The sequence below is a fragment of the uncultured Collinsella sp. genome (assembly GCF_959026545.1).
Lineage (GTDB): Bacteria > Actinomycetota > Coriobacteriia > Coriobacteriales > Coriobacteriaceae > Collinsella.
On the sequence record NZ_CAUFLV010000001.1, the window covers coordinates 1 to 25,155 of the forward strand.

The window sequence follows — 25,155 nt, forward strand, 5'->3', positions numbered from 1 at the left end:
GGTAGTGCTCAAGCTACAAGGTGGAATGTTATCTACTCGCCCAGCCGCAGGCGTTAATAACGAATGGCTGGAAGCATGTATCGAACCTTACGGGGCAGAGCACTCCCTTCCGGTTCGAATACGTGCGAATGGTCGTTACTTATAACGATAGGTGATGCGACCGCGGGTCAGATCATAGGGAGAGAGCTCCACAACGACCTTGTCACCCGGCAGAATACGGATGTAGTTCATACGGATCTTGCCCGAAATGGAACAGAGAACCGAATGACCGTTCTCAAGCTCAACGCGGAACATGGCGTTCGGCAGCGGCTCGGTGACCGTGCCCTCAAGCTCGATGGCGTCTTCCTTCTTCACGTGCATCATCTTTCTCTCGAAAACGACAGCAACAGTGCATGTTACTACATGCTAAACAGGCGAAAGGGAAATTCCCAATCGCTCCACAAATATTTTGTCCCACCGGCAGCCCGACGGGGCGGGCCCGTATGGTCCGGCGCTCAGGCAGTCCTGCTCACGACGAAGGCCACATTTAGTGGCCTTCTGTTCATGCGGAACTCGCGGCGGACCATACGGGCCCGCCCCGTCGGGCTGCCAAGGTACCGTAGTCCCTGGGCTTTCCCATATCGTCCGATGCGAGTTCCGCATGAGCCGAAGGCCCCAGTGGGGCCTTCGTGCGAAGAGGACTGCCCGAGCAGCGGATGATATAGGAAAGCCCAGGGACGGGCGGTTACATTGAACCGCCGGTCATGGGACACCATGGGCCTTGTGCATCCTGCGTGAGGATCACAGGGCCGTCGTTGGTGATGGCGACCGTGTTCTCGTAGTGCGCCGCGGGCAGGCCGTCGTCGGTCGACACGAGCCAGCCATCGGAACCGGTGTGCACGCGGTTGGAGCCAAGTGTGATCATAGGTTCAATGGCGATGACCATGCCAGCCTGGAGCTTCACACCACGACCCTTCTTGCCATAATTCGGCACGTTGGGATCCTCGTGCATAGCGCGACCAACACCATGGCCCACGTAGTCACGAAGGACTCCATAGCCATTGCTCTCGGCGAGCGACTGAACAGCATGCCCCACGTCTCCGATATGGTTTCCGGGAACGGCCTGCTCGATTGCCGCCTTAAGGCAGTCGAGCGTGCATTCGCACAGGCCCTTTGCCTCGGTGCTGGGATTGCCAACGTAAAACGTCCAAGCGTTATCCCCCACCCAACCGTCAACGATCGCGCCGGTGTCAATCGAGATGATGTCTCCCTCGCGCAGGATGACGTCGGGATTGGGAATGCCGTGAACAACCGCGTCGTTCAGCGAAGCGCAAATGGACCCGGGGAAACCGCCGTAGCCCTTGAAGGCGGGCGTGCCGCCGTGCATGCGGATGATCTGCTCGGCAAGCTGATCGAGTTCAAACGTCGAAACGCCAGGTCGAATCATCGAGCCGACCTGCCGGAGCGCCATCTTGGACAGAGCTCCGGCCTTCTTCATCTGCTCGATATCGGCGGCAGATTTGATCTTGATCATAGACCGAGCTCAGCCTTCACATCCGCATACACCACGTCGATATCACGATCGCCATCGACGACCTTGAGGATGCCCTGGCCGCGGTAGTACTCCACGAGCGGGCTGGTGTTCTTCTGGTAGACATCAAGACGGTTCTTGATGGTCTCGGGCTTGTCGTCATCGCGCTGATACATCTCGCCTGCGCACTTGGGGCACACGGCGGTATCGGGACCTGCGGTGTAACCGCAATCGCGGCAGGTGCGACGAGAAGAGAGGCGATCGACGATGACCTCGGCGGGAACATCGACTAAAAGCGCGCCATCGAGCTCGCGACCCATAGCCGAAAGCTCGGTATCGAGCGTCACGGCCTGCGTCGTGTTGCGCGGGAATCCGTCGAGGATGAAGCCCTTCTGCGCATCGTCGGCAGCAAGGCGCTCCTTGACCAGGTCGATCACGAGCTGATCGGGAACGAGCTCTCCGGCGTCCATGTACTTCTTGGCAGCAACGCCAAGCTCAGTCTGAGCCTTGACGGCAGCGCGAAGCAGGTCGCCCGTGGAGATATGCGCCACACCATAATCGGCAACAAGACGCTGGGCTTGCGTACCCTTACCGGCGCCAGGGGCGCCCAACAACACGATGTTCATAAAAGACTCCTTAGAGGCCTATTTGAAGAAACCGTCGTAGTCGTACATCTTGAGCTGGCTCTCGACCTTGTCGATGGTATCGAGCACAACGCCGACCATGATGAGCACCGAAGTGCCGCCGAAGGCCTGGATGAGCGCGTTGTTGGTGAACGAGAACACAATCGAGGGAACGATGGCGATGAGGGCCAGGAAGACCGCACTGGGAAGCGTGATCTTGTTGAGGGCGTTCTTGATGTAATGCGCCGTCTGCTTGCCGGGGCGAACACCAGGAATGAAGCCGCCCTGCTTCTTGAGGTTCTCGGCGGTCTCGTCCGGGTTGAACACCATGGACGTGTAGAAGTACGCGAAGAACACGATGAGGACGACATTGAGGATCCAGTTGATCCAGCCGCTCGAGAGCGCGCCGGCAAAGGTCTGCATCCAACCCACGTTGGGGAAGAACACGGCGAGCTGAGCCGGGAAGTAGAGCAGGGCGCTCGCGAAGATGATCGGGATGACACCCGCGGTGTTCACCTTGATGGGCAGGTACGTGGACTGACCGCCCATGATACGACGACCCACGACGCGCTTGGCATACTGCACCGGGATACGACGCTGGCCGCGCTCGAGGTACACGATGAAGGGGATGACGCACAGGATCACCACGACGATGACGAGCGTGGTGATAATGGCAACGTTGCCGCCATCCATGGACTGGATGATCGCCTGGGGAAGCCCCGCCATGATGTTGGCGAAGATGATGAGACTCATGCCGTTGCCGATCCCGCGCTGGGTGATGAGCTCACCAATCCACATGATGAGCATGGCGCCCGCGACGAGCGTGCCCACGATCATGATGTCGAAGATGATCTCGGGAGCATCGGCGCCGGCGAACTGGATACCAAAGCTCTTGAAGAGGAACAGGTATCCAATGGCGTTCAAGAGCGCGAGGGCCAGGGTGAGGTAACGAGAGTACTGGGTGATCTTGGTCTGACCGACCTCGCCCTCACGAGCCAACTCGTGCAGGCTGGGCACAACGGCCTGAAGCATCTGCAAGACAATCGAGCTGGTGATGTAGGGCATGATACCCAGCGAAAAGACGGACACGTAGGAAAGCGCGCCGCCCGAGAAAAGATTCAGCAGGGCCATCGCACCGCTGGCGAAGGTGTCACCGGCGGATGTAAAAAGGGCCGACATCCCCTGGAAGGGGATGCCGGGCACCGGAACGTGTGCACCGATACGGTACACGACGAGCATAGCGATGGTAAAAAGAATCTTCCCGCGGAGTTCCTTGATGCGGAAGGTGTTCTTCAAACCAGTTAGCACGGAAGCTCGACCTTTCCTCCAGCGGCCTCGATCTTAGCCTTCGCGGAAGCGGAGATCTTGTCGACCTTGACCGTGAGCTTCTTGGAAACCTCGCCGTTGCCGAGCACCTTGACGGGCTCGAACTCGGACTTGGTGATACCAGCGGCCTTGAGGGATGCACCATCGACGACGGCACCGTCCTCGAACTTGACCTCGAGCGTGGAGACGTTCACCGCGGTGTACTCGATGCGACGGGGATTCTTGAAGCCGGGGAGCTTCGGGAGGCGCATCGCGAGCGGGGTCTGGCCGCCCTCGAAGCCGGCGCCCTTGGTGCCGCCGGAACGGGAGCCCTGGCCGTTCAGGCCACGGCCGGCATAGGTACCGCCCTTGCCGGAATTGCCGCGACCGACGCGCTTACGGCTGTGGGTGGACCCGGCAGCCGGCGTAAGATCATGAAGCTGCATTGTTACTCCTCTACAATCTCAACGAGGTGCTTGACCTTGAAGATCATGCCGCGGACGCTCTCGTTGTCAGCGATCTCGCGCGTGTCGTTGATGCGGTGCAGGCCGAGGGCGCGAACAGTGCGACGCTGATCCTCCTTGCAGCCGTTAATGCTGCGAACCTGCTTGATCTTGATGGTAGCCATGCCTAGTTCTCCTTCTTGCCGATGAACATCTCGGAGACGGTGAGACCGCGGCGGGCGGCGACATCCTCGGGGCTGGAGAGCTGCTTGAGGCCCTCGGCAGCAGCCTTGATGATGTTGAGGCCGTTGTCGGAACCGAGAGACTTGGACAGGATGTTCTTGATGCCGGCGAGCTCGAACAGAGGACGCACGGCGCCACCGGCGATAACACCGGTACCCTCGACAGCGGGGCGCATGATGATGCTCGCAGCACCGAACTCGCCCTGGACGTCGTGAGGAATGGTGCCCTCAGCGGTGACGGGCACGTGGAACATGTTCTTCTTGGCGTCGATGGAAGCCTTGGAGATTGCCAGCGGCACCTCGGCGGACTTACCCATGCCAAGACCAACGTTGCCCTTGCCGTCGCCCACGACCACGAGGGCCACGAGGCTCATGCGACGACCGCCCTTGACGGTCTTGGCGACGCGGTTGATGAAAACGACGCGCTCCTCGAACTCGGAGGCCTCGCGCTGCTGCTTCTGCTGGTTACGAGCCATGCTCTTACCTCCTAGAATTCGAGACCGGCGGCGCGGGCACCGTCGGCGAGGGCCTTGACGCGACCGTGGTAGATGCGGCCACCGCGGTCGAAGGAAACGGCTTTGATGCCGGCAGCGAGGGCGCGCTCGCCCACGAGCTTACCGACCTTCTCGGCAGCCTCCTTGTTGCTGGTCGTGGTGCCCTTGAACTCGGCCTCGAGGGTGGAGGCGGAGACGAGGGTGTGACCCTTGGTATCGTCAACGATCATGGCGTAGATATTGGCGTTGGAGCGCACGACGCGAAGACGCGGACGGGCGGGCGTGCCAAAGATCTTGCCGCGGACACGGCGCTGACGACGCTTGAGGCCGGCGCGCTTTGCCTGTTGCTTGTTCATGTGAAACTCCTTATGAAGTCCTGCCAGCACCTGACGGGGTGCTGGTCTTACGACGTGGAAGCGCTCTACTACTTAGCGGCCTTGCCGAGCTTGCGACGGATGTGCTCGCCCAGGTAGTGGATGCCCTTGCCCTTGTAAGGCTCCGGCGGACGCTTGCCACGGATCTCGGCGGCAACCTGGCCGACCTGCTGCTTGTTGATGCCCTTGACGTGAATGTGGGTGTTGTCCGGGCACTCGAAGGTGATGCCCTCGGGGGCGGTGTAAATCACCGGGTGGGAGTAACCCAGGGACAGATCCAGATCCTTACCCTTGAGCTGGACACGGTAGCCAACGCCAGCGAGCTCGAGGACCTTGGTGTAGCCCTCGGAAACGCCGGTGACCATGTTCTGGATCAGGGCGCGGGTGAGGCCGTGGCGGGCGCGGGTCTCACGCTCGTCGTCGGGACGGGAGACGGTCAGCACGCCGTCGGCCACCTCGATGGTGAGCTTCTCATAGAAATCAGCCTCAAGAGTACCCTTGGGGCCCTTCACGGACACGTGCGTGCCGTCAACTGCCACTTCGACTCCGGCGGGAATCTGGACAGGCTTCTTACCGATACGAGACACGGTGTTCTCCTTTCCTTCTACTCGCCTAAGCGAATTACCAGATGAGGGCGACGACCTCGCCGCCGATGCCCTTCTTGCGAGCATCGCGGTCGGCCATGACACCCTGGCTGGTGGAAACAATGGCGGTACCGAGGCCGCCGCGGACGCGGGGAAGGTCCTTCACGCCGGCGTACTTGCGCAGACCAGGCTTGGAGTAGCGCTTGATGCCGTTGATGACCTTGGCCTTCTTGGGACCGTACTTAAGGGTGATGTGAAGGGTCTTGGCGGGGGCGGTGTCCTCAACGGTGTAGCCCTCGATGTAGCCCTCCTCGTAGATGACTCGAGCGATCTCGACGAGCTTCTTGGAGCTCGGCATCGAGACCTCGGCCTTGTTCGCAGCATTGCCGTTGCGAATGCGCGTGAGCATATCTGCGATCGGGTCGGTGAGATTCATGTGGATTCTCCTTCGTTCTTGATGAGTCCATGTCCTCGGTACTCCCCCACCCGTAGCGGGAAAGCCTATAGGACACGTCTTCCTTGCACGCAATCAACCTCAATGGTCGATGCGCGCGCTGGCAGTGACTTACCAGCTGGCCTTCTTGATGCCGGGAAGCTCGCCCTTGAGCGCCAGCTCGCGGAAGCAGACACGGCACAGGCCGAACTTACGGTACACAGAATGCGGACGGCCGCAGCGCTGGCAGCGCGTGTACTCGCGGGTCGAGAACTTCTGCTTGCGATTGCACTTGACGATCATCGATGTCTTAGCCACTTATTTCCTCCTCACATACGTTTATATGCGCCTCGGACAGGCGGCACGTGCTCCTCGCGCACCGCCTGTGGACCCCGGGGCTTTAAGAACCTATTTCTTGAACGGGAAGCCGAAGGCGTCGAGAAGGGCCTTCGCCTCTTCGTCGGTCTTGGCGGTGGTGACGATGGTGATGTCCATACCACGGGTGTGGTCGACGGAGTCGAAGTCGACCTCGGGGAAGATGAGCTGCTCGGTAACGCCCATGGAGAAGTTACCGCGGCCGTCGAAGGACTTGGCGGAAATGCCGCGGAAGTCGCGGATACGGGGGATCGCGATGGAGGTCAGGCGATCGAAGAACTCCCACATGCGGTCGCCGCGCAGGGTGACCTTGGCGCCAATGGGCATGCCGGCACGAAGCTTGAAGGAAGCGATGGACTTGCGGGCACGGGTGACCATGGGCTGCTGACCGGTGATGACGCGAAGGTCACGGACGGCGCCGTCGATGGCCTTGGAATCGGTGGCGGCCTCGCCGACACCCATGTTCACGACGATCTTCTCGAACTTGGGGATCATCATGACGTTCTCATACTGGAATTTGTCCTGCATGAGCTGCTTGACCTCGTTGTTGTACTTGGTCTTGAGACGGGGAATGTACTTCTCCTCAGCCATTTTCACTCCTCACTGGGGTTTTAAGCACGGGGTTGGCCTCGTGGGTTAGCCTCGTGCCTCCTGCTGCCATCAACACCGCATCTGGCTGTTCGCGGCATGACGAATCGCGGCAGGAGCCGACAAAACAGTCGTTACTATACGCCTATATGAGACGGAATGCGACCGCAACTTGATGTATGCAGCTAAATCCACAAATCCGTATAGGTATACTTATCGAGCATTCATTTTATTCCAGGAGTCCCTATGCGTTCCTATTCTTCCAAACCTGAATTGCTGGCACCTGCGGGCGGACCGGAGCCGTTTTACGCGGCACTGGCGGCCGGGGCCGACGCCATCTACTGCGGCATGGGGTCGTTCAATGCGCGTCGCAAGGCCGATAACTTCACTGACGAGACGTTCGAGGCCGCCTGTCGGGCGGCGCACTTGGCGGGCGCGCGCGTGTACGTGACGGTTAACATCGTCATCAAGGACGAGGAGATGTCGCAAGCTCTGGCGCTCGTCGAGCGCTGTTGGAGGCTCGGCGCCGATGCCTTCATCATCCAGGACTGGGGGCTGTTCTTCGAGATCCGCCGCCTCATGCCCGAGGTGGAGACGCACATCTCCACGCAGGCGAACATTCACGACGCCCGCGGAACCGCCTGGTGCAAGGCCGCAGGTGCGGACCGCGTCACGCTCTCCCGCGAGCTTTCTGTTGACGAGATCGCCGCGATCCACGACGCGGTGGACATCGAGCTCGAGGTGTTCTCCCACGGCGCCATCTGCTTTTGCTACTCGGGCGTTTGCCTCCTTTCCAGCTTCACCTCCCGAGGGCGCTCGGCTAACCGCGGCATGTGCGCGCAGCCCTGTCGGCTGCCCTACGAGCTCATTGATGAAACGGGTCGCTCCTGGTCCAAGCCCGGGCGCGAGCGAGCGCTCTGCCCGCGTGACACCTGCACGGCCGACATGCTGCCCCGTCTGCTCGACGCCGGGGCGCATGCGCTGAAGCTCGAGGGGCGCATGAAGGCCCCCGACTACGTGCACTCCATCGTGAGCGCCTACCGCGCGCAGCTCGACGACATCCTCACGGGCCGCGAGATCTTGGAAGAGACCGCGCAGGCGCGCTATCGCCAGCTCAAGCGCTGCTTCAATCGCGACTTCACCACCGAGTATCAAGAGGGGCGCTCGGGCGACGAGATGATGAGCTATGAGCGCTCGAATAACCGCGGCCAGATCGTAGGCGAGGTCCTCGGCAGCAAACCGCTCGGCAACACAAAGGGCCTCAAGCCCGACGACAAGCGCCGGCGCGCCGCATGGACCCGCCTGCGCCTTTCCGAGCCGGTCGGCAAGGGTGATTTGCTCGAGCTCCGCCACGATGACGAGTTCGACCAGTTCCTCACCGCCCTCGCCCCCGACGACGCGTGCGCAGACGACGTCATCGAGTGCCGCACGGCGCGCCCCATGCCCGCGGGCGCCCGCGTGCGCCTCATCCGTAGTCAAGCCGCCCTCGATGCCGCCGAGGCGGCACTCAAACGGCCCGTCGCTCGCAAACGCGCGGTCGACGGCCGTGTCATCTCCCGCATCGGCGAGCCCTTCGCCGTCGAGTTGAGCTGCGCCGACGACCCCTCGATCATCGGTCGCGCCGAGGGTTTCATCGTCGAGCCCGCGCGAACCAAGGCAGTCACCGCAGAGGACCTTATCGAGCACGTGGGCCGTATGGGCTCCTCCCCCTTCGAGGCTGTGTCCTTCGATATTCAGCTCGATGAGGGTTGCGGTATGGGCTTCTCCGCCGTGCACAAAGTGCGCGCGGCAGCGTGCGAAGCGCTCGAGCGCGCCATCCTCACCCCGTTCGATCGTCGGCGCAGCGGCGCTCCGCTCGATTTCGCGGCAATTGCGATTACCGCTGATTCTTGCTTGGCTGTCGCTCCTGAGCGCGTCGACCCAAGCCTCTCGAATTCTGCGTCAGCCCCGTCCCGCGATGACGCCAAATGCGCACCGGCCCCGAACACAAGCCCGGAGATCTGCGCGCTCGTCACCTCGACCGACCATGCGGCCGCCGCGCGCGCTGCCGGTGCGACCCGCATGTACATGTCCGTCGACGACCTGCTCGCCGCGGGACTCTCCCCCGTCGATGGATGCGAGCGCGGCATCATCCCCGTGCTCGACGAGGTCTCCCGTCAGATGGACCACGAGCGCCTCGACCCTTGGATTTTGCCGGGGAGCCCTGTCGCCGTGGCCACCATCTCAGAATTCGCTCTCGGCGCCGAGCGCGGCACATCCGTCGAACTCCGCAGCTGCATCCCCGTCCACAACGTGGCGTGCATGCGGGCGCTGGCCGAGCGCGGTGCCGCGGGTGCATGGCTCTCCCCCGAACTTACGCTTGCCGAAATCGAGCGCATCGCACCCCATCGCGGCAGCATGGAGCTCGGCCTCATGGTCCTCGGCGCGCCGCGCGTCATGACGAGCGAGCACTGCATCCTACAGGTTACGGGCGCCTGCATCCACGATTGCGCGAACTGCCGCCTGCGCACGCGCGACTTCAAGCTTAAGAATATCGACGGACGCCTGCTCCCCGTACGCACGGGCCTCAACGGTCGCAGCCACCTGTACGACGGCGTCGCCTTGGACGCCACTCCCCAGATCCCGGCGCTTTTGCACGCGGGTGTCACGAGATTCCTGGTCGACGGCACCCTCATGGACGCAGACGAGCTCGCCTGCGGCGTCGCGCGCGCCAAGCGGGCGCTCGACGCCGCGCTCGCAGGCCGCACGCCCGACAAGCGCATGCCCGGATCAAGCTCAGGATGCCTCTTCCAGGGCGTCGAGTAGAGCCTATCTCCTCGAATCCCCTACACGCGCACGAGATTTGACAGGTGAGCATACTCGTCGGGTACGTCGCCGGCGGTGATGATCTCCGCATCGTCGAGCGTGGCGAAGCTCACCGCTGCCTCCATGCCGAACTTACTCGCATCGGCAAGCACGTAGCGTCTCGAGGCCTGTCCCATCGCCACACGCTTGACCTCGGCCTCCAATGGATCGGGCGAGGTCATGCCGTGCTTTTTGCTTATGCCGTTGGCACCCCAAAAGCCGCATGCGAACCGATAACGCGCCAGCATCGCGGTCGCATCGGGCCCCACGAGCGCCTCGGTCTCCGGCTTGAGCTCGCCGCCCGTCACCATCACGCGGCATCCCCGCTCCATCAAGCGGCGGGCATGTCCTACCGAATTCGTGACGTAAGCGACGTCGGCATCGGCGGGGACGCATGATACGAGTTGCAGCGTCGTCGACCCCGAATCGATGTAGACGAACGAACCCGGCTCGATCAGGCACGCAGCCGCTCGCACGATGGCCCGTTTGTCATCGACATGCAGTCCGCTTCGCTCGGGTATGGTGAGGTCACGCGCGATATGCGCCCGCTCGAGACTCGTCGCTCCGCCGTGAACCTTCGCCAAACGATGCACCCGATCGAGGGTCTGCAAATCTCGACGAATGGTCGATGCCGTCACATCCAGGGCCTCGGCGAGGTCCGCAACGCTCATGGACCCCGCTTCGGTTACCATCCGCACAATGGCGTTGAGTCGATCGTCGGCAAGCATATGCGCCTACTCCTCCTCGGGGTACACGACGCCCCAATCCGCCCTCAGCCGCGTCATGGTCTTCATGACATCGGAGGCGACATCGATGAGCTTGAGCTTGGAGGCGTCTCCAGCGACGGCGCTCTCAAGGTCGGCCGCCTCGTAGCAAAGCGCGTAGGCCTCAACGCCCGCCTTGACTTCCTCGCGATGCCCGTCCGCCGTCCAGGTGATCACGGCGCGATCGGCGCGTGGATACGCCATGACCTCGATATAGCAGTCGTCGAAACACAGGGTCGCGCGCTTAGGCTGCTTGGCGTGCATACTTAAGGAGAACACACCGAGCTGGCCCTGTGCATTGCGCGTCACGAATCCGCTCTCCTCGTCCACTCCCGTCTCGAACAGATTGGCGAGTGATACGACCTCGTTCGGTTGGCTCTCCATGAACAAACGGGCGACGGAGAGTGCGTACACGCCGATGTCGAGCATGGCACCACCCGCGAGATTGCGGTTCCAGAAGCGGTTTGACACATCCTCGTAATCGTGGAAGCTTCCGAAATTCACCTGTGCCAGGCGCAAGCGGCCGAATTCACCCGACTCCGCGCGGCGCATAAGCTCGACGTACAGCGGCATATGGAGAACCGTCGTCGCGTCCATGAGGACGACGCCATGCTCATCTGCAATGGTACGCGCCTCTTCGAGCTCGACCGAGTTCAGTGTGATGGCCTTCTCGCATAGAACATGCTTCCCGGCAGCCAACGCGGCACGAAGATAGGTGATATGCGTGTTGTGCGGCGTGGTGATATACACGCAATCGACGTCCGGGTCCTCATACAGATCTTCGAAGCTATCGTAGACGCGCTCGACGCCATACTCACGGGCAAACGCCTCGGCTTTGGAGTGCGTGCGATTGGCGACACCGTACACGGTGCGCCCGGCGAGCGCCAAGGACTGGGCGAACTGGTTGGCGATCACACCGCAGCCGATGATCGCCCAGTTCAGGTGAGGTGCGGTGAAGATGTCGTTCGGGAACGGCTTGCCCGCCACCGCCTCAAAGGCGGCTTTTGCAGCCGCCGCCGCGTCCTTTGGTGCCGCCGATGTCATGTCGCGCTCGATAGCCATAGCAATCCTCTCGCCACGTGCAGATGCACCCATTGCGCATCTTTTGAGAAGCAGCATAGCACAGTATTGCGTATTTCTGCGTACTTCTGCGCGTTTTTGGCCGAGCCAATTACTATTGCAGCAAATGGCACCTGGCTCCGATTGCCCCATTCGCGCCAGGGACGCGTAACCCCGTAAACGCAGGAAGACCCCTCCGAGGCCCGGACGGCGGTTTCTAAGCAAACATTCCGTAGGAGCCGCGCGAAGCGCGACTCCGAGGACGTTTGCGTGAAACCGCCGGGAGGGTCTCGGAGGGGTCTTCCGGTGGGAGTTCTAGGAGTTAATCCTTAGAACTTGTGACCGCACTTCTTGCAAATGCGGAGCTTGGTCTTGTGACCGTCGAGCTCGCCGGCCTCGTGGCCAACACGGGTGCGCTTGCCACACTCGGGGCAGATGAGCTGGACGTTGGAAACGTCGATCGGCATCTCCTTGTCGACGATGCCGCCCTGCTGGCCAGCACCGTTGGGCTTGACGGCCTTCTTGGCGACAGCGACGCCCTCGACGATAACCTTGCCCTCGGAAGGCAGCGCGCGCAGGACGACGCCCTGCTTGCCGCGATCCTTACCGGAGAGCACCTCGACCTTGTCGCCCTTCTTGATGGACATAGACATAGTGGTCTCTCCCTTACGTTAGAGGGTCTCGGGTGCGAGCGAGACGATCTTCATGTACTTCTTGTCACGAAGCTCGCGAGCGACGGGCCCGAAGATACGGGTGCCGACAGGCGAACCATCCTTGTTGATGACGACGGCAGCGTTGTCATCGAAGCGGATGTAGGAACCGTCCTTGCGACGGACCTCCTTGACGGTGCGCACGATAACGCAGCGCACGACATCCTTCTTCTTGACGTTCGCGCCGGGCGTGGCCTCCTGCACGGCGGCCATGACGACGTCACCGATGCCGGCGTAACGGCGCTTAGAGCCGCCCAGCACCTTAATGCAACGAACCTTGCGCGCACCAGAGTTGTCGGCAACGTTCAGCATGGTTTGCATCTGAATCATGGTTGGAACCTTTCCGAACCTAAGCCGGCGAGAGGTGCGACCGCCCTGATCGAGTACCTAAATGGCACTCGGACGGGCGCACGTCACCGGAGGGTTTACTTCAACAAGCTTACTTGGCGCGCTCGATGATCTCGACAAGACGCCAACGCTTGGTGGCGGACAGCGGACGGGTCTCCATGATGCGAACGGTGTCGCCAACGCCGGCCGTGTTCTCCTCGTCGTGGACGTGGAATTTCTTGGTGCTGGTCATCATCTTGCCGTACTTGGGATGACGCTTGCGCTCCGTGGTGGTCACAACAATGCTCTTGTTGCCCATGATGGAGGAAACGATACCCTGGCGGACCTTGCGCGCGTTGCGCTCAGTTGCTTCAGCCATTATCTCTCCTTGCGCTACTTGGTGGCAGCGGACTTCTCCGCTGCAATCTGACGGGCACGCTGCTCCGTGAGGACACGAGCGATGTCCTTCTTCACGGTGTTCACGCGAGCGGTGTTGTCCAGCTGGCTGGTGGCCATCTGGAAACGAAGGTTGAAGAGCTCGGCGCGGCAATCCTTCAGCTTCTCAGCCAGGGCCTCGTCGGAAAGCTCACGAATCTCTGCGGGCTTCATTACTTGTCCTCCCCGTTCTTAGCGCGGGTAATGATCTTGGTCTTGATCGGCAGCTTGTGCTGGGCAAGACGCAGGGCCTCGCGAGCGATCTCCTCGGACACGCCGGCGATCTCGAACATAACGCGGCCCGGCTTGACAACGGCCACCCACTCCTCGGGGTTACCCTTACCAGAACCCATGCGAGTCTCCGCAGGCTTCTTCGTGATGGGCTTATCCGGGAAGATGGTGATGTAAACCTTGCCGCCACGCTTCATGTAGCGGGTCATGGCGATACGAGCGGCCTCGATCTGACGGTTGGTGATCCAGTGGCGATCGAGGGCGACGATGCCGTACTCACCGAAATGGAGCTCGGTGTTGCCCTTGGCCTGGCCCTTCATGGAGCCACGCTGCACCTTGCGGTGAAGAATACGCTTAGGAGCGAGCATTACTGATTCCTCCTATCGTTGTTGCGACGACGCGGACGGGAGGTACCCTCGAGAGCCATGTTCGGAACAGGCTGGCCCGGGAGCTTCTCGCCCTGGTAGATCCAGACCTTGACGCCGCAGGAGCCCATGGTGGTGTGAGCGGTGGCGGTGCCGTAGTCGATCTTAGCGCGGAGGGTGTGCAGCGGCACGCGACCCTCGCGGTACCACTCGCGACGGCCCATCTCGGCGCCGCCGAGACGACCGGAGCACTGGATACGAATACCCTTGGCGCCGGCCTTGCGAGCGGACTGGACGGCCTTGCGCATGGCGCGGCGGAAGGCCACACGGCCCTCGAGCTGCTCGGCGATGGACTGAGCAACCAGAACGGCGTCGAGCTCGGGACGCTTGACCTCGATGACGTCGACGGAGAGGTTGCCCTTGGTAACGCCGGCGACACGCTCGAGCTCGGTGCGGAGACCGTCGATCTCGGAGCCCTTCTTGCCGATGACGACACCAGGACGGGCGGTGAGGATGATGACCTTCACCTTGTCGCCGGCACGCTCGATCTCAACGCGGGAGACGGCGGCACGGGCGAGGCGCTTCTCGAGGAAACGACGGATCTCGATATCGTTGCCGAGAGTCTTGGCGTAATCCTTCTCAGCGAACCAGCGGGAGCGCCAGTTCTCGGTGATGCCAAGACGGAAGCCGGTAGGATAGACTTTCTGACCCATGACGCTTTAAGCCTCCTTTCGAGGAGCGACGACGACAGTGATGTGGCTCGTGCGCTTGAGGATGCGGGAAGCGGAGCCCTTGGCGCGAGGACGGATGCGCTTAAGCGTGGGGCCCTCGTCGACATACGCGGCCTTGACGAACAGGTCGTCAGCGCGCATCTGGTTGTTGTGCTCGGCGTTGGCAACGGCGGAGCGCAGGACCTTCTCCACGTCAACAGCGACGGAGCGCGTGCAGAAGTGAAGGATATCGAAGGCCTGAGCGACGTTCTTGCCGCGGATCAGGTCGATCACGAGACGAGCCTTGCCGGGGGAAACGCGCACGTACTTGGCCGTAGCGCGGACCTCGCGGGTCTCGGTGGAAGTAGTAGCCATTTACCTAAACCCCCTATTTGGCCTTGTGGCCACGGAACGTACGAGTGGGCGCGAACTCGCCCAGCTTGTGACCGACCATGGACTCGGTGACGTACACGGGAACATGCTTGCGACCGTCGTGGACGGCGATGGTGTGGCCGACCATCTCGGGGAAGATGGTGGACGCGCGGGACCAGGTCTTCACGACGTCCTTCTTGCCAGCCTCGTTCATCGCGATGATACGCGAGAGGAGGCGCGCCTCTACGAACGGGCCCTTTTTGAGACTTCTGCTCATAAGTGCTTTCTCCTAACGAGTATCGATTACTTCTTGCGACGACGGATGATGAGGTCGTTGGACGTCTTCTTCTTGTTGCGGGTGCGGTAGCCCTTGGAGGGAGTGCCCCACGGAGAGACGGACGGACGACCGGAGGTGTGCGAACGACCCTCGCCACCGCCGTGCGGGTGATCGACCGGGTTCATGACGGTACCACGGACGGTCGGACGGACGCCCATCTTACGATGGCGACCGGCCTTGCCGATCACGATGTTGGAGTGCTCGGCATTGCCGACCTCACCGATGGAGGCACGGCAGGTCACGAGGACACGGCGCATCTCGGAGGAAGGCATGCGGATGATCGCGTACTTGCCCTCCTTGCCCATGAGCTGGCAAGCGGTACCAGCGGAACGGGCGATAGCGGCACCCTTGCCAGGCTGGAACTCGATTGCGTGGATGAGGGTACCCACGGGAATCTCGGACAGCGGCATGGCATTGCCCGGCTTAATGTCGGCGCCGGCACCGGAAACGACGGTGTCGCCGACCTTGAGGCCCTTGGGGGCCAGGATGTAGCGCTTCTCGCCGTCCACGTAGTGAAGCAGGGCGATGCGAGCGGAACGGTTCGGGTCGTACTCGATGGTAGCGACCTTGGCCGGCACGCCATCCTTATTGCGCTTGAAATCGATAACGCGGTACTGACGCTTAACGCGGCCGCCCTGGTGACGCATGGTGATGCGACCGGCGTTGTTACGACCAGCCTTGACCGGCAACGGCTCGAGAAGAGACTTCTCGGGCGTGGTGCAGGTGATCTCGGAGAAGTCCGCGATCGTCTGCCAGCGACGGCCGGCGCTGGTCGGCTTAAGGTGCTTTACAGCCATTCCTTATCCCTTTCATATCGGTCCGTTGGCCACTGCAAGCTGGGATGCGGATGCAGTGACACCGGATTACCACGGCTCCGGGCGTTTCCTATTTTTACGCACGGAGCACTTGAGCTTGCCTCCCCTACACGAGAGGCAAGCGTCAAGAACTAACGTAGGCGTGAATTACGCCTGGGCGCCAAAGACCTCGATGGTCTGACCCTCGGCCACCGTGACGACGGCCTTCTTCCAAGAACGGGTCTTGCCAGCGACGTAGCGAACGCGCTTGGTCTTGGGCTTGACGTTCAGGGTGTTGACGCGAACAACCTTCACGCCGAAGAGCTCCTCGATAGCGTCCTTGATCTGGAACTTGTTGGCGTTCTTGGCGACCTCGAACGTGTACTTGTTCTCCTCCATGGCGGAGTAGGAACGCTCGGACACGATCGGGCGGATGATGATCTCGTGAGCGGTCATTTAGGCGAGCACCTCCCCGAAGTGAGCGGCGACGTCGGCGGGCATGATCAGCGCACCGTTGTTGATGAGGTCATAGGTGTTGGCCTCGGCGGGCGTGATGATCCACGTCTTGGGGATGTTGCGGAAGGAGAGATAGGCGTTGATGTCATCCTCGCGAACGATGATGGTCAGACGCTTGCCCTCGAGACCCAGAGCCTTGAGCATGGCGACAGCGGCCTTGGTGGACGGCTTCTCGAAACCGTAGTCGTCCACGAGCACGAGCTCGTTGTCGCGGAGCTTGGCGGACAGGGCGGAACGCATGGCGAGCTTGACCTCTTTGTTGTTCATGCGCTTCACATAGGTGCGGGGCTTGGGCCCAAAGATCACACCGCCACCACGCCACTGGGCGGCGCGGATGGAACCCTGACGGGCACGGCCGGTGCCCTTCTGACGCCACGGCTTCTTGCCGCCACCGGAGACCTCGGAACGGCCCTTGGTGGACTGGGTGCCCTGACGCCAGCAGGCCTGCTGGCACGTGACGATGTGGTGCATGACGTGCACGTTCGGCTCGATGCCGTACACGGCGTCGGCGAGCTCGGCCTCGGCGACCTGCTTGCCCTCGACGTTCTTCACTTCAAACTTAGACATAGCGACGGTCCTCCTTTACGCCATGCGGATGGCGACCAGACCGTTCTTGCCACCGGGCACAGCGCCCTTGACAAGCATGAGGTTCTGCTCAGCATCAATGCGGACAACGGAGAGGTTCTTCACAGTCACGCGGGCGTTGCCCATGTGACCGGCCATCTTGACGCCCTTGAGGACGCGGGCCGGGTAGGCGCACTGGCCGATGGAGCCGGGGTGACGCTGAATGTGGGAACCGTGGGTCATGGGGCCGCGGTGCTGATTCCAGCGCTTGATGCGACCCTGGAAGCCCTTACCCTTGGAGGTGCCGATGACGTCGACCTTGGCGACGTTCTCGAAATCGGCGACGGTGACGACGTCGCCGACCTTGTGCTCCTCGCCATTCTCGACGCGGACCTCACGAAGGTAACGGACGGGCTCGACGCCAGCCTTAGCAAAGTGACCAGCCATGGGCTTGTTCACGTGCTTGGACTTGATGTCGCCGAAGCCGATCTGGACGGCGTTGTAGCCGTCGGTCGCCTCAGTTTTAACCTGCGAGACGGTGCAGGGGCCAGCCTGGATGACCGTGACGGGGACGACGTTATCGTCCTCGTCCCAAACCTGGGTCATGCCGATCTTGCGGCCGAGAATCATGTTGATCATTCGATCTCCAACTCTCGGTGGTCTTGGGACATTGCACGCGCCCCTTGCGCGTGCCCCTAGAGGACCACATACGGATTTGCGCGCCACTCCTTGCATTCGTCTCGGCCTTTCGTGCGCGGCAACCCAAATGCGCAGGTAGATGGCCTAGGCAGAATCCTCCTAGTGGACACAGCTTGATTAGTATACACGCCCACGGGCGTCTCCATATTGTCTTCGCAATGTTTTTGCAGGTGAGGGCGGTTGGCGAGAGTGCGGCCGGCTGTTGCCGTCGCCCCATATCGCCCCGCGACGCCCCGGACGGGGGCGGCCGAGGTTTTCGCTCGGTCAGGTCCTGCGCAAGACGGAGAGCCCACTGGGCTCTCCTTTGCGTGCGGATTCTACGAAAACCTCGGCCGCCCCCGTCCGGGCAGCGACGTACTCGAAACTTACCGTGAATTCCACTTGTTAAGAAAGGCCTCATAGCCGGGAGCCTCGCGTAAAAACGCGTACTCCTCATCCGCTTGAACACCGGCCAGCATCACGGTGCCCATTTGCGAGGTTAGCTGCGTCAAGTCATTAAAGTTGGTGAAACGATACAAAGGACTCTTAAGAGCGCCGGCGTCGGCACCATGCAGAGACGACATAATCTGCTCAAGCAAATCAAACGTCTCATTCGTATCCTTTGTTGCAACCGCAACGGTCAAGCTGGGCACGAGTCCCATCCATCCAGGCTGGTTGAGTACCTCAAATAGCGTTTGCGCGCGGTGGGCGCATGCGAGTGCATCGTCCACGCGGTCCTCGCGCAAGGCAATCTCGATAATGCTATTGACCGTCCCCATAAGGTCGGCCGACATTCTAATCAGGCGCGCCTCCCACGCACGCGCCGCCTCCTCATCATGGCCTTGGCGCATAAGAAGAATCGCCTGGCGCTCCTCCTTGTCAATCTGCGGCTGATGAATGGTGTCGAGCAGGCGTTGCGCATCCTCATAGCGCTCTTCCTGCATAGCGCGGGCGATAAGCATGCCGCACGCCTGCTCTCGGGCTTCGGGCAGCGTGCTTTGGGACAGCCGTTCGTAAGCTTTGTCTAGCGTGGGACGATACCTATCTGGCTCCTCAACCTGAAAGAGTGTGAGCGCGCCGTCCAGGTACTGCGTGAGCACGATGGCGAGCTCATCGCTTGCCGGATACAGGCGCATCCGCTCCTGCGCGTATGCGAAACCCGCCTCGTACCCATCCTCTCGGACCAGCCGGTCAACCTCGCGTTGAATTTCGAGGTTCGCCTCTTGGCTCAACTCGGGTTCGAACGACAGGAGGGTATTGGCGTCTGTCTCGAGCAGGCGTGCGAGAGCGGGGATCAGCGTTATATCCGGGTAGCTCATGCCGCGCTCCCACTTGTTGACTGCCGGCGCAGAAACCCCCAGGCGCTGAGCCACCTGCTCCTGCGTCAAGCCCAGCCCGCGTCGGCGGTTACGGATGACCTCGGAAATATGCATGGTTCGTCCCTTCGTGCAAAGTGTATGCGTCGCAGCTGCTCACTGACTATTTCACCAGCTGGCGATCGTTCGCACAATTGAGACGTCTTCATGTTTGAGCCAGGAAACCTAACTGTTAGTTAACTCAGTCCCCCGCGCTTTCTCGACCTCAAAAAGTGCCTGTCCCCAAATTGAGGTTTTACTCACTTCTCAGCGCCTCCACCGGGTCGCGGCGGGCGGCGTTGCGGCTCGGGATGAGGCCCGCAACCACGGTGAGCAACACGTTAATGAGGATGAGCCCGAGCGCGGACGCCACCGGCAACTGCATGACGTTTTCGATCTGGTGTTCGGCAAGCGCCCACGCGTTCACGGGGAACGACACCAAAACCACTACGGCAATCGCCAGCACACCGGCAATGAGACCTTCGATAAAGGTTTCGGCGTTGAAGACATTGGCGATGTTGCGCTTGGACGCGCCCATCGCGCGCAGAATGCCGATTTCCTTCTTGCGCTCCAGCACGCTGATATACGTGATGATGCCGATCATGATGGAGCTCACCACGAGCGAAATGCTCACGAAGGCGATGAGCACAAGCGAGATCATGTTGACGATGCTCGTGACGCTGCCCATGAGCACACCCATGTAGTCGGTGTAGACGATCACCTTGTCGTCGTCGCCCGCCGCGCGCATATCCTCGTTGTAGCGATCAATCGCGGAAAGCACAACCTCCTTGGCCTCAAAGTCGACGGGGTAGATACTCACCGACTGCGGGTCGGACGGATCGGCGTATCCCAGCGTGGAGAGATTGTTGCTATACGTGAGCTTGCCGGCGTTCGCGTAGCTGGTCATGAGCGACGAGAGGTCCTCGGCATCCATGTTGAGATGGATCGCATTCGCGAACGCGGTGCCGTCGACTGAGAACGCGCTCTGCATGCTTGCCGCAAGGCGCTGCGCGAGCTGCGGGGCCGCCGATGCCATCGCCTGGCCGAGCCTCGTCTGGAGCTGGGAGGCGATCGCAGAGCCGATTTTCTCCCCTGTCCGATCAAGCACCTGGGAGAACGCCTCGGTCATATACGGGGCAAGCTGGTTTTCGACATAGGACCGCATCGCCTCCTGCAGGCGCTCCGCCACCGGCTCACCCGCGTTTTTCGCGATGATCGCGAGCTGCGCTTGGGCCTCATCCGTGTTGTTGTACGAGGCAAACGCCTCGAGCAGCTTGACGGCGAAGTCAGGGTCATCGGGTTTGAGGTCCTCGCCGCTGTTGGCGAGCCACGCCACGAAACCACTCGAGTACGCATACGCCGCTTGCATTGACGCCTCAAGCTGCTCGCGTGTGAGCAGGTCGCCGTCACTCAAGTCACCCCAAATCTCGGATAGATCGGGCTGCGGCGGGTTGGCCAAGATCGCGTCGAGATCGAGCGAGCCGAGCGCCCCGGAAAGGTCGATATCGACGCCGCCCAAGTTCAGCCCTGCAAAGTCGAATCCAGACAGGTCGAGCCCGGCGCCCAACGCCTTCTCGTCGATCTTGAACGCCGACTTGAGGCCCGCCTCGTCCACGATGAACAAACTCGCCAGGTCCACGCCCTGCTTCGCCTCCTCCTGCAGGGTGGCGAAGGGCTTGCCGGTGAACACGTCGACCTCGGGGTGCGCAAGCTGCTGTTTGACGATCTCGGAATTCGCAGCGCGCTCCATGAGCTCGTCGGTGAGCTCATGCGTGTAGGCGATGCCCTGCGAGAGCGCCGCGGACTTGGCCGTAGGGCTCGGCTGCACCACACCCACGACCTTGAGGTCGAGGCCGTTCGCGACCTGTTGCCCTACGAACGAGGCGTCATCGGACATGTCCGTCCAACCGCCCGTCTCGGCGTTCTTGCGGTAGAAATCGGAGGCGGTCAGCACCTTGAAGCTCGTCCCCAGGGCATCCTCGTAGGTGAAGTCCACGTCGACCTCGGGCACATCGATCTCGCCCGAGCCGCTCATGGCGCCGTCCACCATGCGATCGAGCTCGGAGGGGTCGAGCACGCCGAGGCTGTAAAGCGTGTAGTCGGAAATCTTGCCGCGGGCAGAGAGCACGAGCACGCATTCATCGGCCTCGCGCGCCCAACGACCGGCCACCACGTTGTACTGCTCGTCGAGCAACTCGGGATTGTCAATCATCTCGTTGAAGGCGGTGGTGCCCGTCATCATCGTGCCCGCCATGGCGGCAGAGCTCGCCCCGCCGGTCATAGCCGTGGACAAGGCGTTGGGCGAGACCTGGACCGGATCGGTACCCTCGTCCGCGCGGTACACGAGCGGCGTGATGCCGTAATCGTATTGGATGGCGGACACCTCTCCTTCGAGCTCATCGGCGTCCTTATCGAGGAAGGCCTTGAAGCTCGCCATGTCGTTCGACTTCACGCTGGCGAACATGTCGGAGAGCATGGTGAACACGGGAATCTTATCACCAGGCTCGGGTTGGGCGTCATCGTGCGAGGCGGAAGCCGTGTCGTCACCGGCCGTGCCCTCCCCCGCCGCGCCGGCGGTATCTTCGCCCGAAGAAGTGCCCGCGTCGCCCGTCATCATGCTCGTGAGGTCGTAGCTCTGGCGGGCAATGGTGAGCGGATAGCTCGACAACGTGTCTTGCTCGACTTTGGCGATATAGCCGTTCACACCGTTGGAGAGCGCCAGGATCGCCGCGATGCCGATGATGCCGATCGAACCCGCGAAGGCCGTCATGATGGTGCGGCCCTTCTTGGTCATCAGGTTGTTGAAGGAGAGCGACAGCGCCGTGAGCAGGCTCATGGACGAGCGCTTCTTGGGGTCAGTGGACGTCTCGCGGCCCGCCCCTTCCGCCAGTCCCTCGGCAAGCTCCTTCTCGCCCACCGGACGCGTGTCGTCCACGATATGACCGTCTTGGATGCGCACGACGCGCGTGGCGTAGTCTTCAGCGAGCTGCGGATTGTGCGTAACCATAATCACGAGCCGCTCGCGCGCGACCTCGGCAAGCAGGTCCATGACCTGGATGCCCGTCTCAGTGTCGAGGGCACCCGTGGGTTCGTCGGCCAGCACGATCTCAGGGTCGTTCACCAGCGCGCGGGCAATCGCGACGCGCTGCATCTGACCGCCCGAGAGCTGGGCAGGCTTCTTGTTGATATGGCCGCCCAGACCCACGCGCTCGAGCGCTGCCGTCGCCCGGCGCGTGCGCTCGGCCGGCGCGATGCCCGCCAGGGTGAGAGCAAGCTCGACGTTGGCGAGCACCGTCTGGTGCGGGATGAGGTTATAACTCTGGAAGATGAAGCCCACGCGGTGGTTACGATAGGTGTCCCACTCGGCGTCACCGTAGTCACGCGTGGAGATGCCGTTGACCACGATGTCACCGGAGTCGGCGTGGTCAAATCCGCCCAAGATGTTCAGAAAGGTGGTCTTGCCTGAGCCGGATGGCCCGAGCACCGCCACGAACTCGTTGTCACGAAAGGTCACCGAAACGCCGTCGAGCGCACGCTGAACCAGATCGCCCGTGGTATACGTCTTGGCGATATCGCGAATCTCAATCATGCATCGGCCTCCCCCGCCGCGCCGCGCTCCGCAAGACGCGCGTTCGTCCACTCCCTGAACAATTCGTAGAGCACCGCCACAATGGGAATGAAGAACACAATGCCCACGATGCCAAACAGGTTGCCGCCCACGAGCGCGGCAATGAGCGTCCACAGGGCGGAAAGCCCCACGGAGGAGCCCACCACGTGCGGGTAGATGAATTGGTTCTCGACGAACTGAACCGCCAGGTAGACGACGACGCAGAGCAGCGCGTGCTCGGGCGAGGCGAGCAGCGTGAGGAACGCGCCGATCGCGCACGAGGCGAACGCGCCCACGTATGGCACGAAGGCGAACAGGGCCGTCAAGAAGCCGATGAGCCCGGCATAGGGCAAGCGAACCACGGAGAACGCGAGGAATATCAGCGTTCCCAGAATGCATGCCTCGACACATTGGCCGGAAAGGAACTTGGAATACGTGTCGGAGGCGAGATGCGCGACATGGCGGATCCGCGCGGCGTGACCCGCATCGAGATGGGCGTCCATGACGCGATTCACCTGACGGCCGAGCGTGCGTTTGCTCGCCAAGACGTACACGGCGATCACGAAGGCGAACACGGTGCTGGAGATAACCGAGACCGTCGAGCGCGCCGCCGCGAACACCGAGGTCGCGACCGACCCGAGGCCGAAACTCAGTAATCCTTCGAGCCCCGACGCGGAACCATCAGCCGCGGAGGAGCTGGAGTGTTGGAACACCTTGGCGAGCCTGTCGACGTCGAAGCCGCTCTCGGCGAGCGCCCGCTCGATCTCGGGAAGGCGCTCGGCAAGCAACGGCGCGATCGTCTTGGCAGAGGCGACGAGTTGAGGGACGAGCATGGTCACCGCAAGTACGGCGACGCCTGCGATGAGGATGAGCACGATGACGATGCTCGCCATGGTGACGGCGCCCGGGCGAGGCCGGTGCTTCTCAGGCAGCCGGGAGGTAAGACGAGCAAGCAAGCGCTCCATGCCCGAAACGGGCACGTTCAGAACGAAGGCGAAACCCAGGCCAAGTAGAACGGGGAACAAGATGTCGACGATCGCGGACAGGGCACCCAGTACCACGTCGAGATGGGAAACGGCGACGTGCAGGCACACGCCAAAGGCAATGAGCAAAGCGATGCGGCGGGTCTGCTGATCGAACATGAGGCCCTTTCGGTCTGGTCTCGCGTCCGTCCTGACGGACGCCTCGTGCATATCAACTGTTTATACCCAAATCGCCGTGGTTAGCGCGTCCAAAAGTCATAGATAGCCTGGGAGTATAGGGCGCTTCCGTAAGCAGACGGATGCGAATAGTCGCGCAGGAACAGCGGGTCGTACTCGTATCCCGAAAAATCGGCGATCTCCACGTCCGTGCGATTGCATATCGCGCGGATCGTCGTGTAGTACGCTTCGCGCACTTCCCGCGTGTAGATGGTCTGGTCGTACGCCTTGCCCTTGACGGGCTGGATGACGATGAGCGGCTCTACGCCCACTTGCCGGCAAACGTCGAGCATGAGCTCGAAATCCTCGTATTCCTGCTGACTGAAGTACACGCCGTCATCCGCACGCCAGCTACGTCGGGCCCCGTCGAGCCAAGTCTCGAACTTCTTCTCGTACCAGCTGTCGTAGAACCCGTACTCATTATTTGCCGCGGCCTTGGTCGCGCGCTGCCTACCGTCCTCAATCAGCGCATCCCAATCGGGCACAGAGACCTTTGGTCTCACCTGGCGTTCCGAATCGCGACGGGACACGGAAGAAGATCCGCCGCGGTCCTGTCCGCTGGCGGCAGGCTCGGCAGCAACAAAGACATCCCCCCTTGTGGCTCCCCTCATACCCTGCTGACCATCCGCGTTGCCCGCTCGCAGCGACCACGCCAGACGCAGGTCGGCGGCAAGCGAACTTGCGGTGCGATCTGCAGCGTGCACGAACCCCGCGGGAGTGGAAGCGTCGACGTCGGCGTCCTGCACGCCGTACGCGCGCACGCGCTCGGCAACATGCGCCTTCGCCTCGCGCGAAATGGAGGGGTTCGCCATGAACGCATCGTAGGCGCCTTGCGAAAACACGCCGGGAAAGGTACTCGCCGGATCCCGATAGCACATGAACCACTGCATGCTCGCAAAGATGACGACGCGACGGCTCCCCTTTGGCATATGGGGAGCGAACGCGCCAACCTCAATCGCCTGCCACAGGTCATTGACGCCAGCCCGCCCCGCCACAACCGAGGTGACGCCATATCGCCCATCGGCGAACAGACGGCCCGGATGAGCGGGGCCCGCAGGGGCCGAATTGAGCTCGGAAGAGCCGAGAATAAGCCGCGGGTCGTCTCCACCCCTTCGGAGCGCATCGTACTCGCCCGCCATGAAATCCCAGCTCGCAACCTCCGCGTAACTGGGATACGCCGTCCTCAAGTCCGAAGGCGGCAGGGCGCGCACGCCACCCGCGCACACAAAGGCAACACCGGCACTCGAAATCAGCGCAAGCGCGGCGCATACCGCAATGAGACGCTTCATATCATGCTCCCTCCTCTCGCTATCGGTC

Annotated in this window: 31 protein-coding genes; 1 reads left to right on the top strand and 30 read right to left on the bottom strand. The window is 61.9% G+C overall.

Annotated features, from left to right (window positions below; translation table 11 throughout):
• Nucleotides 1-135: 135 nt before the first annotated feature.
• From infA to rplE, 12 genes are all read right to left on the bottom strand, one after another.
• Complete coding sequence (gene infA, locus Q5Q88_RS00005) at nt 136-354, bottom strand: translation initiation factor IF-1 (RefSeq protein ID WP_009141477.1); 219 nt, start codon at nt 352-354, stop codon at nt 136-138.
• A gap of 370 nt (nt 355-724) precedes the next feature.
• Entirely contained in the window at nt 725-1,513 is a 789-nt protein-coding gene (gene map, locus Q5Q88_RS00010; RefSeq protein ID WP_118653602.1) for a type I methionyl aminopeptidase, read from the bottom strand.
• Entirely contained in the window at nt 1,510-2,136 is a 627-nt protein-coding gene (locus Q5Q88_RS00015; RefSeq protein ID WP_294122494.1) for an adenylate kinase, read from the bottom strand. Before Q5Q88_RS00015 ends, map begins: the two co-directional genes overlap by 4 nt.
• An 18-nt stretch (nt 2,137-2,154) precedes the next feature.
• Complete coding sequence (secY, locus tag Q5Q88_RS00020) at nt 2,155-3,441, bottom strand: preprotein translocase subunit SecY (RefSeq protein WP_302740987.1); 1,287 nt, start codon at nt 3,439-3,441, stop codon at nt 2,155-2,157.
• Nucleotides 3,435-3,884 carry a 50S ribosomal protein L15 gene (gene rplO, locus Q5Q88_RS00025; protein WP_118653605.1) on the bottom strand — a complete coding sequence of 150 codons (450 nt, stop codon included), beginning with the start codon at nt 3,882-3,884 and terminating at the stop codon, nt 3,435-3,437. The genes secY and rplO overlap by 7 nt, the downstream gene beginning before the upstream one ends.
• Nucleotides 3,885-3,886: 2 nt before the next feature.
• Complete coding sequence (gene rpmD / locus Q5Q88_RS00030) at nt 3,887-4,066, bottom strand: 50S ribosomal protein L30 (protein ID WP_006720329.1); 180 nt, start codon at nt 4,064-4,066, stop codon at nt 3,887-3,889.
• A gap of 2 nt (nt 4,067-4,068) precedes the next feature.
• Nucleotides 4,069-4,599 carry a 30S ribosomal protein S5 gene (gene rpsE, locus Q5Q88_RS00035; RefSeq protein ID WP_006720328.1) on the bottom strand — a complete coding sequence of 177 codons (531 nt, stop codon included), beginning with the start codon at nt 4,597-4,599 and terminating at the stop codon, nt 4,069-4,071.
• Between the two features lie 11 nt (nt 4,600-4,610).
• The gene (gene rplR, locus Q5Q88_RS00040) at nt 4,611-4,973 is read right to left on the bottom strand and encodes a 50S ribosomal protein L18 (protein WP_118653606.1); all 363 of its coding nucleotides are present in this window, start codon (nt 4,971-4,973) and stop codon (nt 4,611-4,613) included.
• A gap of 68 nt (nt 4,974-5,041) precedes the next feature.
• Complete coding sequence (rplF, locus tag Q5Q88_RS00045; protein ID WP_118653607.1) at nt 5,042-5,578, bottom strand: 50S ribosomal protein L6; 537 nt, start codon at nt 5,576-5,578, stop codon at nt 5,042-5,044.
• 34 nt (nt 5,579-5,612) lie between these two features.
• The gene (gene rpsH / locus Q5Q88_RS00050; protein ID WP_276674202.1) at nt 5,613-6,011 is read right to left on the bottom strand and encodes a 30S ribosomal protein S8; all 399 of its coding nucleotides are present in this window, start codon (nt 6,009-6,011) and stop codon (nt 5,613-5,615) included.
• A gap of 129 nt (nt 6,012-6,140) precedes the next feature.
• Entirely contained in the window at nt 6,141-6,326 is a 186-nt protein-coding gene (locus Q5Q88_RS00055) for a type Z 30S ribosomal protein S14 (protein ID WP_039910329.1), read from the bottom strand.
• A 90-nt stretch (nt 6,327-6,416) separates the two neighbouring features.
• On the bottom strand, nt 6,417-6,974 hold the full coding sequence (gene rplE / locus Q5Q88_RS00060) for a 50S ribosomal protein L5 (RefSeq protein ID WP_294122490.1): 558 nt from the start codon (nt 6,972-6,974) through the stop codon (nt 6,417-6,419).
• 243 nt (nt 6,975-7,217) lie between these two features.
• Between rplE and Q5Q88_RS00065 the strand changes: the two genes are divergently transcribed.
• Nucleotides 7,218-9,776, top strand: coding sequence for a U32 family peptidase (locus Q5Q88_RS00065; RefSeq protein ID WP_302741002.1), 2,559 nt, complete (start codon nt 7,218-7,220; stop codon nt 9,774-9,776).
• A gap of 20 nt (nt 9,777-9,796) precedes the next feature.
• Here Q5Q88_RS00065 and Q5Q88_RS00070 read toward each other — a convergent pair whose 3' ends face one another.
• From Q5Q88_RS00070 to Q5Q88_RS00155, 18 genes are all read right to left on the bottom strand, one after another.
• A complete protein-coding gene (locus tag Q5Q88_RS00070; RefSeq protein WP_302741004.1) occupies nt 9,797-10,543 on the bottom strand; it encodes a DeoR/GlpR family DNA-binding transcription regulator in 747 nt (248 codons plus the stop codon).
• A 6-nt stretch (nt 10,544-10,549) separates the two neighbouring features.
• Entirely contained in the window at nt 10,550-11,641 is a 1,092-nt protein-coding gene (locus Q5Q88_RS00075; RefSeq protein ID WP_294122484.1) for a Gfo/Idh/MocA family protein, read from the bottom strand.
• A 326-nt stretch (nt 11,642-11,967) separates the two neighbouring features.
• Complete coding sequence (gene rplX, locus Q5Q88_RS00080; RefSeq protein ID WP_118653613.1) at nt 11,968-12,291, bottom strand: 50S ribosomal protein L24; 324 nt, start codon at nt 12,289-12,291, stop codon at nt 11,968-11,970.
• A gap of 18 nt (nt 12,292-12,309) precedes the next feature.
• Complete coding sequence (rplN, locus tag Q5Q88_RS00085) at nt 12,310-12,678, bottom strand: 50S ribosomal protein L14 (RefSeq protein WP_006720295.1); 369 nt, start codon at nt 12,676-12,678, stop codon at nt 12,310-12,312.
• A gap of 109 nt (nt 12,679-12,787) precedes the next feature.
• Complete coding sequence (rpsQ, locus tag Q5Q88_RS00090; protein ID WP_006723044.1) at nt 12,788-13,054, bottom strand: 30S ribosomal protein S17; 267 nt, start codon at nt 13,052-13,054, stop codon at nt 12,788-12,790.
• Nucleotides 13,055-13,068: 14 nt separating this feature from the next.
• Entirely contained in the window at nt 13,069-13,284 is a 216-nt protein-coding gene (gene rpmC, locus Q5Q88_RS00095) for a 50S ribosomal protein L29 (RefSeq protein ID WP_118653614.1), read from the bottom strand.
• Entirely contained in the window at nt 13,284-13,709 is a 426-nt protein-coding gene (gene rplP, locus Q5Q88_RS00100; RefSeq protein WP_006720292.1) for a 50S ribosomal protein L16, read from the bottom strand. The genes rpmC and rplP overlap by 1 nt, the downstream gene beginning before the upstream one ends.
• The gene (rpsC, locus tag Q5Q88_RS00105) at nt 13,709-14,419 is read right to left on the bottom strand and encodes a 30S ribosomal protein S3 (RefSeq protein WP_006720291.1); all 711 of its coding nucleotides are present in this window, start codon (nt 14,417-14,419) and stop codon (nt 13,709-13,711) included. Before rpsC ends, rplP begins: the two co-directional genes overlap by 1 nt.
• A 6-nt stretch (nt 14,420-14,425) precedes the next feature.
• On the bottom strand, nt 14,426-14,791 hold the full coding sequence (rplV, locus tag Q5Q88_RS00110; RefSeq protein WP_102338403.1) for a 50S ribosomal protein L22: 366 nt from the start codon (nt 14,789-14,791) through the stop codon (nt 14,426-14,428).
• A gap of 13 nt (nt 14,792-14,804) precedes the next feature.
• Nucleotides 14,805-15,065, bottom strand: coding sequence for a 30S ribosomal protein S19 (gene rpsS, locus Q5Q88_RS00115; protein WP_006720289.1), 261 nt, complete (start codon nt 15,063-15,065; stop codon nt 14,805-14,807).
• 26 nt (nt 15,066-15,091) lie between these two features.
• Nucleotides 15,092-15,922, bottom strand: coding sequence for a 50S ribosomal protein L2 (gene rplB / locus Q5Q88_RS00120; protein ID WP_118653615.1), 831 nt, complete (start codon nt 15,920-15,922; stop codon nt 15,092-15,094).
• Nucleotides 15,923-16,087: 165 nt separating this feature from the next.
• Nucleotides 16,088-16,375, bottom strand: a complete 288-nt coding sequence (gene rplW / locus Q5Q88_RS00125; protein WP_118653616.1) for a 50S ribosomal protein L23 — start codon at nt 16,373-16,375, stop codon at nt 16,088-16,090.
• On the bottom strand, nt 16,376-17,002 hold the full coding sequence (gene rplD, locus Q5Q88_RS00130; RefSeq protein WP_118653617.1) for a 50S ribosomal protein L4: 627 nt from the start codon (nt 17,000-17,002) through the stop codon (nt 16,376-16,378).
• A 15-nt stretch (nt 17,003-17,017) separates the two neighbouring features.
• The gene (gene rplC / locus Q5Q88_RS00135; RefSeq protein ID WP_118653618.1) at nt 17,018-17,638 is read right to left on the bottom strand and encodes a 50S ribosomal protein L3; all 621 of its coding nucleotides are present in this window, start codon (nt 17,636-17,638) and stop codon (nt 17,018-17,020) included.
• Between the two features lie 425 nt (nt 17,639-18,063).
• Nucleotides 18,064-19,110: a helix-turn-helix domain-containing protein gene (locus Q5Q88_RS00140; protein ID WP_302741021.1), complete on the bottom strand. Its 1,047-nt coding sequence runs from the start codon at nt 19,108-19,110 to the stop codon at nt 18,064-18,066.
• A 178-nt stretch (nt 19,111-19,288) separates the two neighbouring features.
• Complete coding sequence (locus tag Q5Q88_RS00145) at nt 19,289-22,621, bottom strand: ABC transporter ATP-binding protein/permease (RefSeq protein WP_302741023.1); 3,333 nt, start codon at nt 22,619-22,621, stop codon at nt 19,289-19,291.
• Nucleotides 22,618-23,781: an AI-2E family transporter gene (locus Q5Q88_RS00150; protein ID WP_302741025.1), complete on the bottom strand. Its 1,164-nt coding sequence runs from the start codon at nt 23,779-23,781 to the stop codon at nt 22,618-22,620. The genes Q5Q88_RS00145 and Q5Q88_RS00150 overlap by 4 nt, the downstream gene beginning before the upstream one ends.
• Nucleotides 23,782-23,861: 80 nt before the next feature.
• The gene (locus Q5Q88_RS00155; RefSeq protein WP_302741027.1) at nt 23,862-25,127 is read right to left on the bottom strand and encodes a D-alanyl-lipoteichoic acid biosynthesis protein DltD; all 1,266 of its coding nucleotides are present in this window, start codon (nt 25,125-25,127) and stop codon (nt 23,862-23,864) included.
• Nucleotides 25,128-25,155: the final 28 nt, after the last annotated feature.

What these genes read in the sequence shown, in the direction of transcription:
- rplE (WP_294122490.1), bottom strand. Translation starts at nt 6,974, where the DNA reads ATGGCTGAGGAGAAGTACATTCCCCGTCTCAAGACCAAGTACAACAAC.
- rplD (WP_118653617.1), bottom strand. Translation starts at nt 17,002, where the DNA reads ATGTCTAAGTTTGAAGTGAAGAACGTCGAGGGCAAGCAGGTCGCCGAG.
- rplC (WP_118653618.1), bottom strand. Translation starts at nt 17,638, where the DNA reads ATGATCAACATGATTCTCGGCCGCAAGATCGGCATGACCCAGGTTTGG.
- Q5Q88_RS00065 (WP_302741002.1), top strand. Translation starts at nt 7,218, where the DNA reads ATGCGTTCCTATTCTTCCAAACCTGAATTGCTGGCACCTGCGGGCGGA.
- rplR (WP_118653606.1), bottom strand. Translation starts at nt 4,973, where the DNA reads ATGAACAAGCAACAGGCAAAGCGCGCCGGCCTCAAGCGTCGTCAGCGC.
- map (WP_118653602.1), bottom strand. Translation starts at nt 1,513, where the DNA reads ATGATCAAGATCAAATCTGCCGCCGATATCGAGCAGATGAAGAAGGCC.
- rplB (WP_118653615.1), bottom strand. Translation starts at nt 15,922, where the DNA reads ATGGCTGTAAAGCACCTTAAGCCGACCAGCGCCGGCCGTCGCTGGCAG.
- rpsH (WP_276674202.1), bottom strand. Translation starts at nt 6,011, where the DNA reads ATGAATCTCACCGACCCGATCGCAGATATGCTCACGCGCATTCGCAAC.
- Q5Q88_RS00140 (WP_302741021.1), bottom strand. Translation starts at nt 19,110, where the DNA reads ATGCATATTTCCGAGGTCATCCGTAACCGCCGACGCGGGCTGGGCTTG.
- rpsE (WP_006720328.1), bottom strand. Translation starts at nt 4,599, where the DNA reads ATGGCTCGTAACCAGCAGAAGCAGCAGCGCGAGGCCTCCGAGTTCGAG.
- rpsS (WP_006720289.1), bottom strand. Translation starts at nt 15,065, where the DNA reads ATGAGCAGAAGTCTCAAAAAGGGCCCGTTCGTAGAGGCGCGCCTCCTC.
- rplN (WP_006720295.1), bottom strand. Translation starts at nt 12,678, where the DNA reads ATGATTCAGATGCAAACCATGCTGAACGTTGCCGACAACTCTGGTGCG.
- Q5Q88_RS00155 (WP_302741027.1), bottom strand. Translation starts at nt 25,127, where the DNA reads ATGAAGCGTCTCATTGCGGTATGCGCCGCGCTTGCGCTGATTTCGAGT.
- rplX (WP_118653613.1), bottom strand. Translation starts at nt 12,291, where the DNA reads ATGTCTATGTCCATCAAGAAGGGCGACAAGGTCGAGGTGCTCTCCGGT.
- rpmD (WP_006720329.1), bottom strand. Translation starts at nt 4,066, where the DNA reads ATGGCTACCATCAAGATCAAGCAGGTTCGCAGCATTAACGGCTGCAAG.
- rplV (WP_102338403.1), bottom strand. Translation starts at nt 14,791, where the DNA reads ATGGCTACTACTTCCACCGAGACCCGCGAGGTCCGCGCTACGGCCAAG.
- Q5Q88_RS00015 (WP_294122494.1), bottom strand. Translation starts at nt 2,136, where the DNA reads ATGAACATCGTGTTGTTGGGCGCCCCTGGCGCCGGTAAGGGTACGCAA.
- Q5Q88_RS00150 (WP_302741025.1), bottom strand. Translation starts at nt 23,781, where the DNA reads ATGTTCGATCAGCAGACCCGCCGCATCGCTTTGCTCATTGCCTTTGGC.
- Q5Q88_RS00070 (WP_302741004.1), bottom strand. Translation starts at nt 10,543, where the DNA reads ATGCTTGCCGACGATCGACTCAACGCCATTGTGCGGATGGTAACCGAA.
- rplW (WP_118653616.1), bottom strand. Translation starts at nt 16,375, where the DNA reads ATGACCGCTCACGAGATCATCATCCGCCCGATCGTGTCCGAGCGTTCC.
- rpmC (WP_118653614.1), bottom strand. Translation starts at nt 13,284, where the DNA reads ATGAAGCCCGCAGAGATTCGTGAGCTTTCCGACGAGGCCCTGGCTGAG.
- rplO (WP_118653605.1), bottom strand. Translation starts at nt 3,884, where the DNA reads ATGCAGCTTCATGATCTTACGCCGGCTGCCGGGTCCACCCACAGCCGT.
- rplP (WP_006720292.1), bottom strand. Translation starts at nt 13,709, where the DNA reads ATGCTCGCTCCTAAGCGTATTCTTCACCGCAAGGTGCAGCGTGGCTCC.
- rpsC (WP_006720291.1), bottom strand. Translation starts at nt 14,419, where the DNA reads ATGGGTCAGAAAGTCTATCCTACCGGCTTCCGTCTTGGCATCACCGAG.
- Q5Q88_RS00145 (WP_302741023.1), bottom strand. Translation starts at nt 22,621, where the DNA reads ATGATTGAGATTCGCGATATCGCCAAGACGTATACCACGGGCGATCTG.
- rpsQ (WP_006723044.1), bottom strand. Translation starts at nt 13,054, where the DNA reads ATGGCTGAAGCAACTGAGCGCAACGCGCGCAAGGTCCGCCAGGGTATC.
- Q5Q88_RS00075 (WP_294122484.1), bottom strand. Translation starts at nt 11,641, where the DNA reads ATGGCTATCGAGCGCGACATGACATCGGCGGCACCAAAGGACGCGGCG.